The organism is Moorella humiferrea (assembly GCF_039233145.1).
GTDB lineage: Bacteria > Bacillota > DSM-521 > Neomoorellales > Neomoorellaceae > Neomoorella > Neomoorella humiferrea.
Genome location: NZ_CP136419.1, coordinates 1226299 through 1245298, shown reverse-complemented (window position 1 = coordinate 1245298; position 19000 = coordinate 1226299). Strand labels below are relative to the sequence as shown.

Sequence of the window (19000 nt, the reverse complement as noted above, 5' to 3'; positions counted from 1 at the left end):
AAAATTAAAACATAATGAAAATCTTTTTCATCATTTAAAAAAGGTTTTAGAATTTCCCATATTAACCTTATATACCCTTTAAAGGAGATATTTACTATGGCCAGAGAAAAAAACAATAGTGAAGAAAGCAAGACCGTCCAGGCGGTAGAAAGGGCTTTGGCCATTATGGATGCCCTGGCCGAAGCCGGTGTACCTATGGCCATCAGCGACTTAGCAGATAAAGTCCAATTAAACATTAGTACTGTCCACCGTTTGCTGAGCACCCTTATCGTCAAGGGTTATATTGAGCAAGAGCCTGAAACAAGCCGTTATAAACTGGGCTTAAAACTCTTTGCCATGGGGAAAACAGCCCTTTATGCCCAAGACCTGCAAACCATTGGACGCCCCTTCCTGGAAGAACTGGTAAGGCGCTGTAATGAAACAGCCAATCTGGCCATCCTCGACGGCAGGGATGTCGTTTATATCGACCAAGTTGAATCAAACAATATTGTAATTGTTCGTATGTTTGCCAGGGTCGGTAGCCGGGGACCGGCCCATGCCACCGGTTCTGGCAAAATGCTTCTTAGTTCTTTAAGTGACGAAGAGCTTGATAAACTCTTTAACGGTGTCCAATTAGAACAATATACAAGTGAAACAATTACTGATGTGGCTATCCTGAAAAAGGAACTACAGCGTATCCGGCGCCAGGGTTATGCTATTGATCTGGGGGAAAGGGATGAAAATGTCCGCTGTGTTGCTGCGCCTATCCGTAACCATGAGGGTAAAGTGGTAGCCGCCATCAGTGTCTCCGGACCTGATACAAGGATTACGAACTATTATTTAAATAACGAGCTGGTAGACATTGTTCTTAGTGTCGCTCGGGAAATGTCTAAACGGTTGGGGTATATGGGTAATGATTAAATATAATGAAATTCGGTTTCATGGATTAAATATATTTTAGCTTATAGTTATTAATGTATACAGAATCCAGAGTACTTCTTTTTTTCATATAGTGAAAGAACCTTTCGTTGACAAGCATAATTTCCCCTACTAAAATTAATTCCGGAGGCTGCGAAAGCGACTTTCACCGTATGATACTTAGCATCAGAACGGTGGAAGCAAAATCAATTGAAAGTGGGGGACAAAAATAATGATTCAGTGGCCCAAACAGAATGATGTTCTCGGAACCGTCAATCGCGGTAATCCAGCAGAATCCGGTTTATGTACATTATGCCGGGCCGATTGCCAAGGAAAATGCGAAACCTGGATGTCGAGTATTGTCGGGCGTAAGCTCCTCTATCCCCGGGATTTCGGTGTCGTTACAGCCGGAAGCTCGAACACCACCCATATTGGTATATCTTACAACTCCTTAAGGATTATGGGATACAACTACGGCGCCTCCGGGCTAACAAATGGCCTCTCCAACAGTGCCGACGATTGTATTTTCCCCAATGTAAACTTGGAAACTGAATTTGGAAGTGAAGTGAAAACCAAAGTCAGGGTTCCAATTATGACGGGAGCCCTGGGTTCAACGTTTATCGCCGCCAAATACTGGGACTCCTTCTCTATTGGCGCTGCCTTGGTAGGCATACCCATCGTTGTTGGCGAAAATGTAGTTGGTATTGATAAGGAAGCCGTTATTGAAAATGGCAGGATTATTAAAGCACCTGAATTGGATCGGCGTATCCAGACCTATTTGAAATATTATGATGGGTATGGTGCCATCATTGTTCAGATGAACGTAGAAGACACCCGCAACGGCGTTGCCGAATATGTCATCGAGAAGTACGGCGATAAAGTTATCCTGGAGCTGAAGTGGGGTCAAGGCGCCAAGGATATTGGCGGTGAAATTCAGGTTACCGATCTCGACTATGCCATTTTCTTAAAAAACAGGGGCTATGTAGTCGATCCCGATCCAACCATTCCTGAAGTACAAGAAGCCTTTAAGAGCGGAGCCCTCAAATCATTTGCCCGCCACAGCCGCCTGGGTTATACTGACCTCAACAGCTATGAACAGATCAGAGAAAACTTTATGAAAGCCATTGAGTACCTCCGTGGTTTGGGCTACAAGCGGATTACTTTGAAGACCGGTTCCTACGGTATGGAAGCCCTTGCTATGGCCATCAAACTCGCCACGGATGCGAAACTTGATTTGCTTACCGTAGACGGCTCGGGTGGCGGTACCGGCATGAGCCCGTGGAACATGATGGAAACTTGGGGCGTGCCGTCCATTCTCCTTCATGCCAAAGCCTATGAATATGCCAGCCTTTTAGCCGCAAGGGGTTATAAAGTTGTAGATATGGCCTTTGCCGGCGGTTTGGCAAGGGAAGACCACATCTTCAAAGCACTGGCTCTAGGGGCCCCCTACGTCAAACTTGTATGTATGGGTCGTGCTTTGATGATTCCCGGTTTTGTCGGGTCCAACATTGAAGGCGTACTCCATCCTGAGAGACGCGCCAAAGTCAACGGCAATTGGGATAGCCTACCCAAAACTGTAGCCGAAATAGGCACTAAAGCCGAAGAGATCTTTGCCGGTTACTATGACGTTCAGAAGAAAGTCGGCGCCGAAGAGATGAAAAATATACCTTACGGTGCCATTGCTTTCTGGACCTTTGCCGATAAACTGGCGGCAGGATTGCAACAATTAATGGCAGGAGCCCGCAAATTCTCCCTGAACCAAATCAGCAGGAATGATATTGCTTCCGCCAACCGCGAAACCGAGGCTGAAACCGGTATTCCCTTTATTACCGATATCCAGGACGAATTTGCCCGGAAAATCTTGCTAAGTTAACTACTTTAATTAGAGATTTAAGCGGAGATCGAACTTTAAATTGGGGGGTGCGGACCGGTGACCAAGGTTAATAAAACAAAGGGCGTCCAGGCCGTTGACCGTGCCTTAGCCATCTTGGAAACCCTGGCCCGGGAAGGCTCCCCCATGATGCTTTCGGCCATCAGTGCAGAACTCCGGCTGAATATAAGTACTGTCCACAGGTTGTTAAATGCCCTTGCGGCCCATGGTCTGGTTGAGCAGGAACCTTACCAGGGCCGTTACCGCTTGGGAATCCGGGCCTTTGAGATTGGCAACCGCGCCCTTTACAGCCTGGACATCCGGGCCATAGCCAGGCCGGCACTACATCAGCTGGTAGATGATTTTAATGAAACAGCAAACTTGGCAATCCTGGATAAGTATGAAGTCGTCTATATCGATCAGGTCGAGTCCAGTAATATCATAAAGATGCTGGCCCGGCCCGGCACACGTGCACCCGCATATTGTACCGGTGCCGGAAAAGTCCTCCTGGCCTATTTAAGTGAAAAACAATTGAATATATTTCTTAATGAAGTTCCCCTTTATCCTTATACGGCCACAACCATAATCGACCCTGTACATTTACGAGAAGAGTTACAGCAAATTCGTCGCCAGGGTTTTGCCCTGGATCATGGTGAAAGGGAGGAAGGGGTTCGTTGCGTTGCCGCACCTGTATTTAACCATGAAAATAGGGTGATAGCAGCGGTAAGTGTTGCAGGCCCGGCCAACCGGATGCCTCCGGATATGATGGCAGGTAAACTGGCAACTGCTGTTGTTCAAGTTGCCCTCCAAATCGGCCGGCATTTAGGATATCAACATCGATAAACTAAAATTAGAGTTTAGCGGAGTGGTATTTTATAAGCTAAATTGGGTAATACTAACATCAAACCTAAAATTCTCTACAGGAGGGTTTGATGTTTAGTGGAAATTTATCGTGCCCGTCGATTTAACCGTAATGCCAAAGGTGACTTAAGCGTTTCCAGTAACGGTATACGTCTTCGCGGTGCGGCATTCCAGCATTTGCGCGGCAGTCAATACATTATGATTGGCGTTGATGGTAAGAAGTTAATCTTAAAGAAGAGCGAGGACCCGTCTAATTTAAAATTAAGGCTCGCCGCCCATGGTAAAATCGGGGAAATAGGAGGCAAACACCTGACCCAGTGGCTGCTGGAACGTGGTTTCCAAAAAGGCCAATACCAAGTTCAACTAGAAGCCGATCAAGTTATTGTTACTCAAGAACCGGCTTAATGCCAGCTCTGTAAGGACCCGCAAGGGTCTTTTTTTATGAACCCAAAAGGAAAATAGCCTTTAATGACGAATACGGTATACCATAAAATAAATAAGGAAAGGGGAGACGGTCATGACGGAAATTTTTGATCATAAAGCCAATGATTATGACGACTGGTACAAGCGTCCCCTGGGAGCCCTGGTGGACCGCGTGGAAAAAGAGCCTGTATATGCTTATTTAGAACCCCATGCTGGTGAACATATTCTCGATGTGGGTTGTGGTACCGGGAACTTTTCTTTAGAACTGGCACGGCTGGGGGTAAAGGTAACCGGTATAGACATTTCCGAACCCATGCTGGCCACGGCGCGGCGCAAGGCCGCTGCAGCCGGGCTGGAAATCGAATTTCTCCATGCCGATGCTATGAATCTACCCTTTGCCGATAACACCTTTGATAAGATAGTTTCGGTTACGGCCCTGGAATTTGCGCCGGATTTAAAGGCCGCCCTGGCGGAGGGTTACCGCGTGCTAAAGCCCGGGGGAAGGATGGTCATCGGCCTCATCGGCGGTAACAGCCTCTGGAGCCGCCATTATGAAGCCCGGGCCGCCCGGGAGCCAGACAGCCTCTTCCGGTATGCAAAATTTTATACCCTGCCTGAACTCCTGGCTGCCATGCCCGGTAAAAACGTTAAGGGTAAAGCCGTTCTCTTCTTCGGTCCCGACTTTGATGGCACAAAAGTAGAAGAGGCCCTGGCTATTGAAGCTGCCGCCGCTAAAGAAGGCCGTACCGATGGAGGGTTTATTGTGGCGGTGAGTTATAAAGACTAAAGAGGACAGGCAGTGATCATCAAAGTATTACCCCTTCTAGAATACTTCCACGGAGGGGTTATTTTTTTTGTCCTTTCGGAGTTATTTAACCTTGACACCTTTCCCGATCTGGGTTAGAATAATAGTGCACTAATGTATTAATGCACTTTTTCTATCTACATTGAAAGGTGAGGAGGCCGATGCAATTTGATAATTCCCGTCCCATTTACCTGCAGATTATTGAATCTATCAAGAAACAATTAGCCCGGGGCGAACTCCAGCCAGGCCAGAAGCTCCCCTCCCAGCGGGAAATGGCCGCGGAACTGCAGGTCAATCCCAACACCGTCCAGCGGGCCTACAGGGAGATGGAGACCATGGGCCTCTTGGAAACCCTCCGCGGCCAGGGAACATTTATATCCAACCGGCCCGGGCTGCTGCCGGAGATCAAGGCCGAACTGGCCGGTGGCATCCTCAACCGCTTTATCGTCGAAATGCGCTCCCTGGGTTTAAACGCCAGGGAGATTCTCAGTCTGGTGCACCAGGCGTTGGAACAGGAAGAGGAGGGTAAAAGATGATTGTATTTGAACGGGTAACTAAAACCTTCGGCTCCACCCGGGCCCTGGATGAATTTACCTTGGAGATTGCCGGCGGCAAGATCACCGGTCTCTTCGGGCCTAACGGCGCCGGCAAATCGACCTGCCTGAAGATGATAGCCGGCCTCACCCGCCCGGACGCCGGCCGGGTCCTCATTGACGGGGAGGCGCCGGGTATGACCACTAAAAGCATGATAGCCTACCTGCCGGAAATCGATTACCTGTACCCCTGGATGACTATCAATGACGCCGTCAGCTTCTTTGCCGGTTTCTATGAGGACTGGGACGGGGCCAAATACCAGGACCTGTTATCTTTCCTGCAACTGGAACCATCGATGATGATCAGTAAAATTTCCAAGGGGATGCGGGCCAAGGTGAAATTGCTCCTGACCTTTTCCCGGCGGGCCAGGTACGTCCTGCTGGATGAACCTCTCTCGGGCATCGATATTTTGACCCGTGATGCAATCATCCGCACCATCGTCAAGGACTACAGTACCGGCGAGCAGACCATCATCCTTTCCACCCACGAGATCCAGGAGGTTGAAGGGTTGGTGGAGGATGTAGTCTTTATTGACCGGGGGCGCGTTAAGCTGGCCGGTACGGCCGAGAATTTGCGCCAGCTGGAAGGCCGGTCCCTGGCGGCCATTATGAAGGAGGTTTTCCGCCATGGCAACGACTAATATCAGTGGCTGGCAGAAGCTGGGCCGCCTTTACCGCAAGGAACTGCGGGATTTGCGCCTGGAAAGTATGGTGGTGCTGGGGCTTATCCTGCTCTGGAATCTTTTCCTGTATTACAAAGCCGGCACGGCGACTTGGCCTCCAGGCACCCATCTGGTTTTCAGTTTAATGATGCTTGTTATAACTGGATTTTTGCCCCTTATAGAGTCCTTCAAAATCTGGGGGGATGAGTGGAAGAACAATACCGTTTACCTGCTGTTATCCCTGCCGGTGAACGGGCAACAGGTTGTCCTGGCCAAGCTCCTGGCAGTACTCACCCAGTTTATTCTTTTAAGCCTGGCAGCCCTCCTGGCCACAGGTGCTTTATTTAAGGCGACAGTATTAGACGCATATTTTGTGATGATAAATAATGAGATCTGGCAACTTATCCGGCAATACCGCCTTATCCTGGCGATAATCACCGTAAACGGGATACTTGAACTGGCCAACGTTGTCCTTCTCGCCTTCCTGGGCAGCCTTCTGGGCCAGTCGGTGCGGAAATTCTCCGGATGGTTAGCTGGAGCCTTTTTCTTGGCTGGTATGTACGTGTCAGGCAAGCTGGCCACCTGGCTGGCAAAAGTTTTGAATTACCTGCCCTGGCCGGCTATCAATATCCGCCTGCCCCTTAACTTTCACTCCCTGAGTATCTCTGCCAGTCCCGGTGAGATATCTATCTACGCTGGAACGGCGGCCCTGCTGCTGGTAACCATTCTACTTTTTATCACTACAGTGCTCTTTTACAACCGCCGGGTGGAACTGTAACGCTAGGCATAAAGAGGGGGCCCGGAGGCTGGAACTTAGCGATCGAAAATATCTTCTGAGCTGGCTCAAACCGCTCCATAGTAAAGTATTTATACCGCCATTTTCATCCTGCGATAGTACCACATGCTTGACGCTAACGTCTACCCTGCAGCTTATTAAGGCGGGCAGGTCTCCCGGCACTTTCAGCGTGAGATGGAGAGATGGCTCGCGCCGAAGATATCTTGACGCCACCGTTCAGGAAGTGGTATTAATTTAATTAGATAAACCGCCAAACGTCCCATGGCTTATCGCGCGAGGTGGAGGGAGTGCCCCGATGAAACCCGGCAACCCCGGCATTTAACCGGAAGGTGCCAGGTGCTGCAGGAAACATCTGGGAAGATAAGTTGGCCCTTATCCAACCTCTTCTTAATCCGGGAAGGGGTTTTTATTTTACGCCTGGTGAGGCGGATATCACCAAATATAATTATTATCGGGGATAATTTTTGCCCGGGACTAAGGGGGAGCGGTCCCCAGGGAAGGGAGTATATATGGGGGAAGCAAAATTTGAGCTAAATGAGGTAACCCTGAAGCGTCCCGGCCGTAATACCGCCGGGGACGTAACGACTGTCATTATCCTGCACAGGATAACTACATCCTTTCTTAAAGGGAAAATCACCGCTGTTCTCGGGCCCTCCGGTTCCGGTAAATCCAGCCTGCTCAGGCTTCTAAACCGCTTGGAGGATCCGGCTGCCGGCCGTATTACCCTGGATGGCCAGGACTTAAAGAGCCTCAATATATTTACCCTGCGCCGGCGGGTGGGAATGGTCTGGCAGCTGCCCACACTCTTTCCCGGCACGGTGCTGGAGAACATCAGCTACGGTCCTCGCCTGCGGGGCATCTCGCTGTCCCGGGCCAGGGCCGAGGAATTAATCCAGATGGTGGGCCTGGGAACAGAATTCCTGAACCGCCGGGCCGACAGTCTTTCCATCGGCCAGCAGCAGCGGGTTTCCCTGGCCCGGACCCTCGCCAACGAACCGGAGGTTTTGCTTCTTGACGAGCCGACGTCGGCCCTCGACCCCACAGCGGCGGCCAACATTCTGCACCTGATGGCCGATCTAAAAACTCGCCTGGGACTGACCATCATCTTCGTTACCCACCTTCTGGACCAGGCTCGCCAGGTTGCCGACGAAGTCCTTTTTCTCCATCACGGCGAAGTAGTCGAGGCAGCTCCGGCCCAGCAGTTTTTTACTGCCCCGCAAGACCCCCGCAGCAGGCTTTTCCTGTCCGGGCAGTTGGAGGGATAAGGATGCAGTATATCAATATCGGCTACGGCGATCTCCTCCTAGCCCTGATCCTTGTAGGAATCACCCTGGCCGTTTCCTTGTGGCAGCGTCTGGACCTCCACGGGGATCTATTTATCGGTACCCTGAGGACTTTTGTCCAGCTCACGGCCGTCGGTTACCTTTTGCAGGTGATCTTTAACCTTAACCGCTGGTACCTGGTGATACTGGCCTTAGGTATCATGTTACTGGTGGCTGCCGCCAACGCCTACCGTCGGCAACAGGAGCGCTGGCCGGGCTTATTTTTCATTATGCTCCTGGCCATCGCTCTGGGCGGGATTGTAACCCTGGCCATTGTCATCGGCATTGTTTTAAAGGTAAAACCATGGTATCAGCCCCAGTATATTATCCCTATCGCCGGGATGATTGTGGGCAACGCCATGATCGGTGCCGCTCTGGCCATCAACCGCCTGACGGGGGAAATCAAGGCCCACCGGGGGGAAATCGAGGCGGCCCTGTCCCTGGGGGCGACTGCTTACCTGGCGGTCCTGCCATACCTGCGTTCGGCCCTGCGGGCGGCCATGTTACCGACCATCAGTACCATGATGACGGTGGGCATCGTCCAGTTGCCGGGAATGATGAGTGGCCAGATCATTGCCGGGGCCAGCCCGGCGGCAGCCGTCAGGTATCAGGTGGTCGTCACCTATATGGTGGCCGCCGCCACGGCCCTGACTACCATTACCGCCACCCTGCTGGCCTACCGCTATTACTTTACGCCCAACCACCAGCTAAAACCACCGGTGCAGAATAACAAAATTTAAAAGCCAGATTAAAGGTACGCCGCCAGGAGGCCGGTGTCATTGCGGTTATATTTCAACCTGAGATAATGTACTTATTGACTTTCACGGCAATCTATACTATAATATCACTTGCAGTTGTTGAGCGCCCGTAGCTCAGGTGGATAGAGTAACGGAATCCGAGTCCGGAGGCCGCAGGTTCGAATCCTGCCGGGCGCGCCATATTTGCGCCAGTAGCTCAGTTGGTAGAGCAGCTGACTCTTAATCAGCGGGTCGTGGGTTCGAAGCCTACCTGGCGCACCATGTGTTGAGGTACCCTTTAAAATATGAAGGGTACCTTTTATCTTAAATTGCATAAATAACCCCTTGCATTTTCCTCGTTGAAGTGTTATCCTGAATTTAGAATGATGTATACAAAATACCCGAGGGGGCGGGGGTATGGATTATTTGCTCACCTGGATCAGCGGGGAAGAGGTAGATTATCGTTTCGTGAGTGCAGAAGAACTAGAAACTGTCTTGTCTTTAGAAAAAGAAAAGCACAATTTTATCGTTATTCCGTTACATTAGCCAACCGGCCGGTAGCAACCGGCTTTTTTATTACGTTAAGGGCGAAGGGGTGCAGGAAAATGTCCCTTCCTTATAACCTTGAAGTTACCCTAAATCTAGCGCAGAAGAAATGGGCGATGGTCGCTCCTGAAAAAATAGCTTTTTCTAAAGGAGCTGTCTGGGAAGAAAAGAAAAAGGCATTGTTGCTACCTTCGTTAAATGATTCTTTTTACATTTATCACCCGGATGGTGCTGTTACGTATAAAAATAATACTTCCGTTGAACCGCGTTTAAATGTTTTAATCCTTCATTATCTTTTAGGACCGGAGATCTCTCTAAAAGGGGAATGGATTTCCTTCAAAGAGTTACCCGGCGGTCCTCTTTATCAGCAACCCTTTTATGGGCGGGCTGTCTTTCCCCTTATCCGTAGTTTTGGACAAAATCCAGCACTGCTTGTTAAAGCCGGCATCTCCCTGGGAGGAATACCTATAAATCACGGTACGGCCACTGTTGAACTCTACCCTTTTCCCAAACTACCGGTCAGACTTGTCGTGTGGGCCGGAGATGAAGAAATCCCACCTGGGGGAACTATACTTTTCGATATCTCCGCCACAGAGCTTATGGCAACCGAAGATTATGCCGTACTTGCCGAATATCTTGTCAGGCGCTTGCAAAAACAGGCAGGGGAGTCGAATTAACCATAAAACACGTAGTCAGCGTTAGTTTAGGAAGCGCTAAAAGAAACTATCAGTTGAAATTGAATTGCGGCCGGGAAACAATACTGCTCGAACGACGCGGTTGTAATGGCTGTATTGATACTGCCGCACGCTTTCTTCGGGAACTTGATGGCCGGGTGGATGCCCTGGGTTTAGGGGGAGCCAATTTTTTTTATCAATTGGGTTCCCGCCGTTATCCATGTCCGGAAGGCCAATATTTATACCGCCAGGTAAAAAAAACGCCCCTCGTTGACGGCTCTGGCTGGAAACAGTGGATAGAACCGTTGGCCGTAAGATTACTAGATTTTTTGCCTTTTGGCAGCACGGCACTGGTAGTTTCCGTCTTAGATCGTTACTGGCTGGCTCAAGCACTGCAGTTTAAAGGCTTTAAAGTCATCGCTGGAGATGCCGCCTTCGGTTTAAAGTTACCCCTTGGTTTTTCTTTGTCTTGCTTCAGGTTATTAGGTCATTTAACCATGCCTTTACTTGCCCATCTTCCCCTCGCTTACCTTTACCCCCATGGCAACGGCCAACAAAAATCCTACCTGCGTTTCAATCATCTTTTCACCAGGGCTAAAATAATTGCCGGTGATTGGCATTTTATCCGCCATAATCTACCCAATTCCCTTGAAGGTAAGGTCGTCGTCACCAGCGGCACTACTCCCTCCGAACGGCAGTTACTCCGCCGTGTTGGAGTTTTTTCGCTTATCACTACGACACCCATTTTCGCAGGTTTCAGCCCGGCGGCCAATGCCATGGAAGCTGTAATGACAGCACTAGGGTCTGTACCAGAGCAGTTCGCCGTCTTGGCCGGTGACTTTGGATGGTTGCCCACCCTTCACTTGCTACAGGAATAAATACAAAGGTATTCTTTTCTCTTCCGACCCCGCATATAGAATGTATAGAACGGGGGAGAGGAGAATGGTGCAAAATAGCGATAAGTTACAATCCTGTCAGATTAACTTTCATCTTCGGCATGCAGGTGAATTAAAAACAATAACCCTCCAACTGGAAATGCTACGTGGAAATATCCCTACCTTAGCCACTATTAAAGTGGAGGGCCATGTAATGACTATTCTGGGGCGGGGCTATGACGGCCGTTGCGCCCTTTGTCGTTCTCTACGAAGAAAATTAAAAGTTGAAGACATACATTTTACTTGTTGCTGTCCCCTGGAAATAGAGGACAATAACAGTAAACGGCGGGCTATAATAATAGGGAGTGTTTTATTCCACCAAGATTATCTCGAAGATAACAAAAATTACTTTTTATATCACTGCCGTGCAAGAAACAATCCCAGGGATCTGGAGGCCCATTTAGCCCTGGGAGTAATTAATGAATACCATGGTCGTTTCTCCATGGCCGTCGCCAATTATTGGAGTGCCTATGAACTGGCACCGGAAGATAATTTCATCGTAGAGCGCCTGGGGGAAATTTTAGGTTTCTTACAGCAACTTCTTTCGACACCAAAGACACTTACCAAAGAGAATAATGAACCCCATCCCGAATTTCACCAACAGGCTTGCGCCTCTACTGCTCCTATGGCAATATATAGTTAGCCAAAATAAGGGAAGATAGAGGGAGAATAAAAAGTTATGAATCTAAAGTCCTTAGGAGAGTTTGGGCTTATTGAACGATTGAAGGCGGGATGTGTAATTATTCCCGACAAGGTTGTCATGGGAATAGGCGATGATGCCGCGGTTTTAAAAGGAGAAAACGGCTATTTAACCCTGGCTTCCACAGACATGCTGGTAGAAGACGTTCATTTTACCCTGTCCACCGCTACGGCCTGGGAGATAGGATATAAAACCATGGCGGTAAATGTAAGCGATATTGCCGCCATGGGTGGTATACCAGAACAGGCCCTTATTTCCCTGGCCTTAAGACCGGAACAACAGGTGGAATTTGTGGACGAGCTCTATGAAGGCCTGCGGGAATGCGGTCGTCGCTTCGGCGTCAATATAATTGGCGGAGATACCGTTTCTTCGCCGCGGGCAATGGTTATAAATTTGGCCATTCTTGGAAGGGTAGAAGAAGAGGCCTGCCTTTACCGCAACGGCGCCCGGCCCGGGGATATCCTGCTGGTTACAGGAGATCTCGGGGGAGCGGCCGCCGCACTAGACGCTTTGTTCACACCGCGACCAGTACCGCCGGAAGCTTTAGCCTACGCCCGTAAACGCCATTTTCAGCCTACTCCCAGGGTGACTGAAATTCGCGCGGCGCTGCCGGTTAAAGGGCTGACGGCGGCGGACGATATCAGCGACGGGCTGGTTGCTGAAGTATATACCGTCGCCCAAGCCTCCGGTGTTGGTTTTATACTGGAGGCGGACGCCATTCCCATCGCGGCGGCCACCAGGGAACTCGCGGCCCTTTACCAGAAGGACCCTCTGGAATATGCCCTTTACGGAGGGGAAGATTTCGAGTTGCTCCTCACCTGCCGACCGGATAAAGTGGCCGCCGTACAAAAGGCCATTGCAGACGCCTGCGGTACCCCTGTTACCCCCATCGGCCAAGTAGTTCCCGCTGAAGAGGGTATAACTATTGTCATTAATGGGGAAAGAAGGCCGCTGCCTCCCGGCGGGTACAACCATTTTCAATAAAAATCGCAAATGCACCCGCTATATTAGACTTGCAAGCTACCCTTATTACCTGGTAATATAAGGAGGTAGGGAATAAATAAGGGGGATATTTTAATTGGGTGAAGACATGAAGGCTAAGCTTGCTGACCTGGAAGCCAGGCGCGCCGTTATTCTTGCCGGCGGCGGTGAAGAACGCATCGCCAGGCAACATGCAGCAGGTAAACTTACGGCCAGAGAAAGAATAGAACTGCTCCTCGACCCAGGAAGTTTTCTCGAATTGGATCAGTTCGTGCGTCATCGGGCTACAGATTTCGGCATGCAAAACATTGAATTGCCCGGGGAAGGAGTAGTAACCGGATCTGGAACTATAAACGGCCGTCAAGTTTACGTATATGCCCAGGACTTCACCGTTATGGGCGGTTCCCTGGGAGAAATGCATGCTGCAAAAATTTGCAAAGTATTAGACCTGGCGTTAAAAACCGGTACACCAATAATCGGTTTGAACGATTCCGGAGGCGCCCGCATCCAGGAAGGCGTAGCCGCCCTTAACGGTTATGGGGAAATCTTTAAACGCAATACCTTTGCTTCTGGCGTCATTCCCCAAATTGCTGCCATTATGGGCCCTTGTGCCGGCGGTGCCGTTTACTCTCCGGGCCTAATGGATTTTATTTTCATGGTCAACCGTACGGCCCAAATGTTTATTACGGGACCCCAGGTTATTAAAGCAGTAACTGGTGAAGAAGTAACACCGGAAGAACTGGGCGGTGCCGTTACCCATACGACCCAAAGTGGCGTTGCCCATTTTTATACCCTGACTGAGGAAGATTGTCTGCATTTAATTCGCACCCTGCTGAGCTATCTTCCGAGTAATAACATGGAAGATCCGCCGTATGTACCCGGTAATGATTCCCCTGAAAGGCTTTGCCCCAATTTACGCAATTTCGTCCCGGTGGATCCCAACAAACCCTACGACGTTAAAGAAATTATCCATGCTGTGGTGGACGATGGCCTTTTCCTGGAAATCCAGGCCCAATATGCGACCAATATAGTTATCGGCCTGGCCCGTCTGGGGGGATATACCATAGGTATTGTTGCCAATCAACCTCGACATCTGGCCGGCTGTCTGGATATTAATGCCGCCGACAAAGCGGCGCGCTTTGTCCGTTTCTGTGACGCCTTCAACATTCCCCTCCTCACCTTGGTCGACACGCCGGGATATTTACCGGGGGTAGAGCAGGAACAGGGGGGAATTATTCGCCATGGAGCCAAGCTCCTGTATGCCTTCGCCGAAGCCGTCGTACCTAAAATTACGGTAGTGCTTCGCAAGGCATACGGCGGTGCATATCTGGCCATGTGTTCCCGTTCCCTTGGTGCAGACCACGTTGTGGCCTGGCCGACGGGTGAAATTGCCGTTATGGGACCGGAAGGGGCGGCCAATATCATTTTTCGTGAAGAAATCAATAATGCCGCCGATCCCAAAGAAGTACGCCGGCAAAAGATATGGGAATACCGCGAGAAATTCGCTAATCCATATGTAGCCGCCGGTTTGGGTCTCGTCGATGCGATTATCGATCCGGCCCATACCCGTCTACACTTAATTCAGGTCTTATTGACGTTGCTTAATAAAAGGGAAACCCGGCCGGCTAAAAAACATGGCAATTTCCCCGTTTAATTCTTAAGTCAAGGCAGGTGATACCTGTGGCCCTTTTTTGCCAGCAGATAATTTTAGACAGGGCTGTCGCTCCGGAAGTCATAGCCGCCATCACTGCAGCGGTGGCGGCTTATATGCAGACAGAAACCGGCTGGCAAATCACAGCCATTCGTCCCTTGAAGGAAAACAATAAACGCTGGGTTCTGGCCGGACGCCAGGAGCTGATGGGTAAAGCAACGGTTTTCGAAAGGAGACGAAGGGCGGGATGAAACGCCATTTTCAGGTGACGGTCAATGGAGAAACTTTCAATGTAGAAGTTGAAGAATTGGGCAGGGGATTCGATTACCTGCAGCCCGTAATAAAAAACCAGTCCAAAAAATCGACATTTATTTACCATAACGATATACCTAACCAGCGCCCCCACATGCCCCAAAATGACTTTACTGTAACCGCACCGCTGCCGGGTACGGTAGTCGATGTATGGGTAAAACCCGGTCAGAAGGTATCTCAAGGACAGGTATTATTAATAATTGAAGCTATGAAAATGGAAAACGAAATCCAAGCGCCCTTCGATGGAGTGGTTCATGAAATAATGGTTCAGGCCGGCAGCAGTGTGACCGGCGGTCAGCCTTTGGTGCGGCTGGGACATTGACTGAGAAGGGGGCCTCGCGATGCTACCACATACCTACGTCGTCCTCGATGTAGAGACGACCGGTTTAGATCCCAATTGCGATCAAATCATTGAGATTGCCGCCATACGCCTGGAAAAAGGACAAATCACGGGTAGATTGCACACCCTGATTAATCCCGGCCGGTCTATACCACCCCATATTCAAAAATTAACAGGCATTGATGACGCTATGGTGCGTCACGCCCCATCCTTAACCGAGGTCCTTCCCCATTTACTTGATCTTATGGTCGATGCCATACCTGCTGGTCATAACGGACAGTTCGATTTGGCTTTTTTGAACAAAGCCTTTGGGAATTCGACCTGGCACCGTCCCCTGTTAGATACGCTGACTTTAAGCCGTATCCTCTATCCCTGCCTCCCTTCCTACAGGCTGGAATTCTTAAGTCGAAAATTTGCCTTTGCTGTAAATGAACACCACCGCGCCATGGAAGACGTTCTAGCAACCGTCCAACTGCTGGATGTACTCTGGAAGGCTACCCTGGGTTTGAAAAGAAAACTCTTGACCAGCATGGTTCAGTTGGCTCCAGAAGGACTAAAACAATGGTTTCAAGCCGCCCTAATGGCAGAATCCACACCGGTAGCCCATGAAGAAGCCGCGGCCGCAGGCCTCTTTGCTGTGGCCGCCTCTTTGCCCAAATCACCCGTTCCAGATTTTGGGACGGAAGACATTGTTGCCTTCCTCGCTCCCGGCGGGCCCCTAGCCGAAAAAATTCCTAATTATGAATACCGTCCCCAGCAGGCCGAAATGCTCCGGTCGGTAGTTAACGCCTTTGCTGAAAACCGGTACCTTATTATCGAAGCAGGAACGGGTACCGGTAAAACCCTGGCCTATCTAATGCCTGCAGTGTACTGGGCCTGTCACTCTGGTAAAAAGGTAGCCATTGCCACCCATACTATAAGCCTCCAGGAGCAGCTATGGCACAAAGACCTGCCCCTCTTAAAAGAAGTGCTTCCCTTCTCTTTTAAAGCAACCCTGGTTAAAGGGCGCAACAATTATCTCTGCCTTCGTAAACTCCGGGATTACCAAAATAATCCTCCATCTGGAAGGGAAGAACGGAATTTTATCCTCCGCGTATTGAGATGGTTAGAGTTTACGACTTCCGGAGACTGGAGCGAAATGAAGCTCAAACCCGAAGAGGAAGTGTTTAAACAATCCCTTGCCGCCGATAAAGATACATGTGTCGGTAACAGTTGTCCTTTTTACGACGGTTGCTTTGTCACCCGTGCCCGTTTAGAGGCTGAAACTGCAGATATTTTAATATTAAACCATTCTCTCCTTTTAAGCGATATCCGTTTTAATAACCAAATTCTACCCGATTATCCTTATCTTATAATCGATGAAGCCCACCACTTGGAAGAAGTCGCCGCCGAGCATCTGGGCCTTACCGTCAGCCAGGCTGCCGGCAATTTTTATCTTCGGTATCTAGGCGATGGAAATAATATAAGCTTTTTAGGTAGGATTCGAGCCCTCGCTGCCCGCTTGGACAGACAGGACAAGACGACGTTTTTATTATCTCTGCTCAATGATTTGGAAAAAAACGTGACAGCATTAGAAGGTGAATGGCAGAGGTTTTGGGAATGCTTAGCTGATCTAAATTCCGTCGCTCTATGGGAAAACAATAATGGCACGCTACGCTTTACTCCGCGGTTGCAAGAAACGCCTTCCTGGGACAATTTATTAAGCATATTTGGTCAGCTGGAGGAAAGCATAAACGCCCTAACCATGAGACTAGAACGTTTGAGCGAATTGCTCTCGGCATTTGGTGCCGAGGAAATGGCGGCGAGTGCCGCCAATCTAAAAAACCTTTTTGCCCAATACTGTCACGATATAGGGGACATTCTCACCGCCGAACCCGAAAAAGCTGCGTGCTGGCTGGAAAAAACACCTACAAACCAATACATACTGCGTTCGGCCCCTCTGGAAATAGGAACCATACTGGCAGATATGCTCTTTTCCCATAAACAGAGCGTAGTTCTGACGTCGGCCACTCTAACCGTAGCCAATAATTTTGATTTTTATAAAGAACAGGTGGGAATAAATAACTTAATCGACAGGAAAATAGATACATGCCAGGTGGCTTCACCTTTTGATTATACTTCCCAGGCCCTGGTCTGTGCCGTAAAAGGACTGCCGAATCCCGGGCAACTTAACGATAGCGCTTATGCTGAAGCAATAACCGCGGTAATAGCGGCATGTCTTCATGGAATTAACGGGCGGACTTTAATTTTATGTACCTCCCATCGTTTCTTGCAAGATTTATATAAACACTTAAGTTTAGCACTGTCGGGCAGTGATTTCAGCATCCTCGCCCAAGGAATCGACGGCGGCCGCGCCCAACTTTTAGAAGAATTCCGGCAAACTTCAAAGGCTGTTCTTTTGGGAGCGAACACATACTGGGAGGGAATCGATCTGCCGGGAGAACTCTTAAAATGCGTCATTATTCCCAGGCTACCCTTCCCTTCCCCTGGAATACCTTTACTGGCCGCCCGCATGGAAAATGCGGCCTCCAAAGGCAAAAATCCCTTCACCACATTATGCCTTCCCCAGGCCATTATTCGCTTCCGTCAGGGTTTCGGTCGCCTAATCCGGACGGCTAAAGATCGGGGGGTTATGCTGGTACTTGATCAACGTCTTCTTTCCCAGCGCTACGGACGACACTTTCTTCAATCCTTACCACCGGTTACTACTGCTGTAGTGACTCCGGCCGAATTACCCGAAAAACTAACATCATGGCTCAATGCTCAATAACCTCGCTCCCCGATAAACATGCACTTTTCCCTCCGGGTCTTAATAGTATATTTAAGGAGAACAGCCGGAGCGAGGTGAAAAACATGCGGGTCTATTTTATTCCTTTACCTGCTTTTTTAAAAAGGCTGTTAAAGAAACTATTACACCAGGAATGAGGGGGTAACCTCTCATCTTTTTTTAGCATAAAAGCCAGGTCCCACCATTACAATTAACCATGGGGGTGGGACTTAAAATGAGGAGCATAAAATATTTTTTAGGGGGGGTAATTCTCGGTATAGGTCTTACTTCGTGGTGGTTTTTATTTAATGAAAAGTGGATAAACAGTCCTCCTGCCCAAACTGCTCTGACAGTTAGCAACGAAAGACAGGAACCCTTCGCCGTCATTTATACCTTTTACCGCGCCCTGGCGGCAGGAAAGGAAGAAGAATTGGCCGCCGTTGTTACAGCTGACTTTAACGTCAGCGAAAAATATAATTTTTTATTAAAAGAATGGCGGCAACGGCGACAGCAGGACCCTACCCTACAATTTGTTTTCTTTTTGATTAAGGAACAGGAAATAGATTGGAAAAAAGGAATTGCCCATGTAAAGGGATATGTCGAATTGGTATCTTCCCGAAAGGAGGTTATTTCCATACCCCAGACAATTACCATTTTAAATGAGAAAGGTATATGGAAAATTCATGATATCCAGAAGGAAGAATAAAAAAGAAGGCCTATGGCCCGATTACACGATTTTGCAACAGGTTAGCTTGATATCTGTCGTTCATTAATACTAGCGTGTGGCTATCCCGGCAATTCCTCCGGTAGCACCGGCCAGAAGACAGAGCCCGAGCTTCTGGCCGGCGGCGTCCAGGGACATGAGAGTTCCGTTCCAATCGACGGCCACGGTAACGGCAAAAAACAGCAGACCCACCGCCAAACCCTGGACAAGTCCCCTTGAGGCCGCGCTCCGGGCAGCCTGCAGGCCGCCGCAGAAGACCGCCAGGGCCACTATAATGCTTGCCAGCAACGGCAGTAAACCTTCGGAAAGGGGAGTAAAGTACAAGCCCAAACCTAAAATTACCGACATACCCATTCCCAATAGCGTGGCATAGAGCAGACCCACCAAAACAGCTACCAACATAC

21 protein-coding genes, 2 tRNA genes and 1 riboswitch are annotated in these 19000 nt (G+C 49.4%); of the genes, 22 read left to right on the top strand and 1 reads right to left on the bottom strand.

From position 1 onward, the window contains the following. The first annotated feature begins 96 nt into the window (after positions 1-96). The 22 genes from MHFGQ_RS06485 (at position 97) to MHFGQ_RS06380 (ending at position 18578) form a co-directional block, all read left to right on the top strand. Positions 97-900: an IclR family transcriptional regulator gene (locus MHFGQ_RS06485; protein ID WP_106004375.1), complete on the top strand. Its 804-nt coding sequence runs from the start codon at positions 97-99 to the stop codon at positions 898-900. Positions 901-1129: 229 nt separating this feature from the next. Beyond that, positions 1130-2770: a glutamate synthase-related protein gene (locus MHFGQ_RS06480; protein ID WP_106004374.1), complete on the top strand. Its 1641-nt coding sequence runs from the start codon at positions 1130-1132 to the stop codon at positions 2768-2770. Positions 2771-2827: 57 nt separating this feature from the next. Beyond that, a complete protein-coding gene (locus MHFGQ_RS06475; RefSeq protein WP_245907749.1) occupies positions 2828-3610 on the top strand; it encodes an IclR family transcriptional regulator in 783 nt (260 codons plus the stop codon). A 96-nt stretch (positions 3611-3706) separates the two neighbouring features. Further along, the gene (locus MHFGQ_RS06470; protein ID WP_170066125.1) at positions 3707-4033 is read left to right on the top strand and encodes a hypothetical protein; all 327 of its coding nucleotides are present in this window, start codon (positions 3707-3709) and stop codon (positions 4031-4033) included. 112 nt (positions 4034-4145) lie between these two features. Continuing rightward, a complete protein-coding gene (locus MHFGQ_RS06465) occupies positions 4146-4838 on the top strand; it encodes a class I SAM-dependent methyltransferase (protein ID WP_106004372.1) in 693 nt (230 codons plus the stop codon). A 179-nt stretch (positions 4839-5017) separates the two neighbouring features. After that, the gene (locus tag MHFGQ_RS06460; RefSeq protein ID WP_106004371.1) at positions 5018-5392 is read left to right on the top strand and encodes a GntR family transcriptional regulator; all 375 of its coding nucleotides are present in this window, start codon (positions 5018-5020) and stop codon (positions 5390-5392) included. Next, the gene (locus MHFGQ_RS06455; protein ID WP_106004370.1) at positions 5389-6090 is read left to right on the top strand and encodes an ABC transporter ATP-binding protein; all 702 of its coding nucleotides are present in this window, start codon (positions 5389-5391) and stop codon (positions 6088-6090) included. The genes MHFGQ_RS06460 and MHFGQ_RS06455 overlap by 4 nt, the downstream gene beginning before the upstream one ends. Further along, positions 6077-6889, top strand: coding sequence for a hypothetical protein (locus tag MHFGQ_RS06450; RefSeq protein ID WP_106004369.1), 813 nt, complete (start codon positions 6077-6079; stop codon positions 6887-6889). The genes MHFGQ_RS06455 and MHFGQ_RS06450 overlap by 14 nt, the downstream gene beginning before the upstream one ends. Positions 6890-7170: 281 nt before the next feature. Beyond that, a riboswitch (SAM riboswitch) is annotated at positions 7171-7274 on the top strand. Between the two features lie 142 nt (positions 7275-7416). Further along, entirely contained in the window at positions 7417-8172 is a 756-nt protein-coding gene (locus tag MHFGQ_RS06445; RefSeq protein WP_106004368.1) for a phosphate ABC transporter ATP-binding protein, read from the top strand. A gap of 2 nt (positions 8173-8174) precedes the next feature. Then, positions 8175-8969, top strand: a complete 795-nt coding sequence (locus MHFGQ_RS06440; RefSeq protein WP_106004367.1) for an ABC transporter permease — start codon at positions 8175-8177, stop codon at positions 8967-8969. A gap of 121 nt (positions 8970-9090) precedes the next feature. Continuing rightward, positions 9091-9167: transfer RNA gene (locus MHFGQ_RS06435), tRNA-Arg, on the top strand. A 5-nt stretch (positions 9168-9172) separates the two neighbouring features. Further along, positions 9173-9248: transfer RNA gene (locus tag MHFGQ_RS06430), tRNA-Lys, on the top strand. A 135-nt stretch (positions 9249-9383) separates the two neighbouring features. Continuing rightward, positions 9384-9512, top strand: a complete 129-nt coding sequence (locus MHFGQ_RS06425; RefSeq protein WP_277996995.1) for a hypothetical protein — start codon at positions 9384-9386, stop codon at positions 9510-9512. 59 nt (positions 9513-9571) lie between these two features. Further along, positions 9572-10189 (top strand): DUF3786 domain-containing protein, encoded by a 618-nt coding sequence (locus MHFGQ_RS06420; protein ID WP_106004366.1) that lies wholly within the window; start codon positions 9572-9574, stop codon positions 10187-10189. A gap of 53 nt (positions 10190-10242) precedes the next feature. Continuing rightward, entirely contained in the window at positions 10243-11064 is an 822-nt protein-coding gene (locus tag MHFGQ_RS06415) for a quinate 5-dehydrogenase (protein ID WP_146127112.1), read from the top strand. A 211-nt stretch (positions 11065-11275) separates the two neighbouring features. Continuing rightward, complete coding sequence (locus MHFGQ_RS06410; RefSeq protein WP_170066124.1) at positions 11276-11764, top strand: tetratricopeptide repeat protein; 489 nt, start codon at positions 11276-11278, stop codon at positions 11762-11764. Between the two features lie 36 nt (positions 11765-11800). Then, positions 11801-12805, top strand: coding sequence for a thiamine-phosphate kinase (gene thiL / locus MHFGQ_RS06405; protein ID WP_106004364.1), 1005 nt, complete (start codon positions 11801-11803; stop codon positions 12803-12805). Positions 12806-12911: 106 nt separating this feature from the next. Beyond that, complete coding sequence (locus MHFGQ_RS06400) at positions 12912-14456, top strand: carboxyl transferase domain-containing protein (protein ID WP_106004389.1); 1545 nt, start codon at positions 12912-12914, stop codon at positions 14454-14456. Positions 14457-14482: 26 nt separating this feature from the next. Further along, positions 14483-14704: a hypothetical protein gene (locus MHFGQ_RS06395; RefSeq protein ID WP_106004363.1), complete on the top strand. Its 222-nt coding sequence runs from the start codon at positions 14483-14485 to the stop codon at positions 14702-14704. After that, complete coding sequence (locus tag MHFGQ_RS06390) at positions 14701-15087, top strand: biotin/lipoyl-containing protein (RefSeq protein ID WP_106004362.1); 387 nt, start codon at positions 14701-14703, stop codon at positions 15085-15087. Before MHFGQ_RS06395 ends, MHFGQ_RS06390 begins: the two co-directional genes overlap by 4 nt. A 19-nt stretch (positions 15088-15106) precedes the next feature. Beyond that, positions 15107-17875 carry a helicase C-terminal domain-containing protein gene (locus MHFGQ_RS06385; RefSeq protein WP_106004361.1) on the top strand — a complete coding sequence of 923 codons (2769 nt, stop codon included), beginning with the start codon at positions 15107-15109 and terminating at the stop codon, positions 17873-17875. A 232-nt stretch (positions 17876-18107) separates the two neighbouring features. Continuing rightward, the gene (locus MHFGQ_RS06380; protein ID WP_106004360.1) at positions 18108-18578 is read left to right on the top strand and encodes a hypothetical protein; all 471 of its coding nucleotides are present in this window, start codon (positions 18108-18110) and stop codon (positions 18576-18578) included. 69 nt (positions 18579-18647) lie between these two features. Here MHFGQ_RS06380 and MHFGQ_RS06375 read toward each other — a convergent pair whose 3' ends face one another. After that, positions 18648-18998 carry a TIGR04086 family membrane protein gene (locus tag MHFGQ_RS06375; protein ID WP_106004359.1) on the bottom strand — a complete coding sequence of 117 codons (351 nt, stop codon included), beginning with the start codon at positions 18996-18998 and terminating at the stop codon, positions 18648-18650. Positions 18999-19000: the final 2 nt, after the last annotated feature.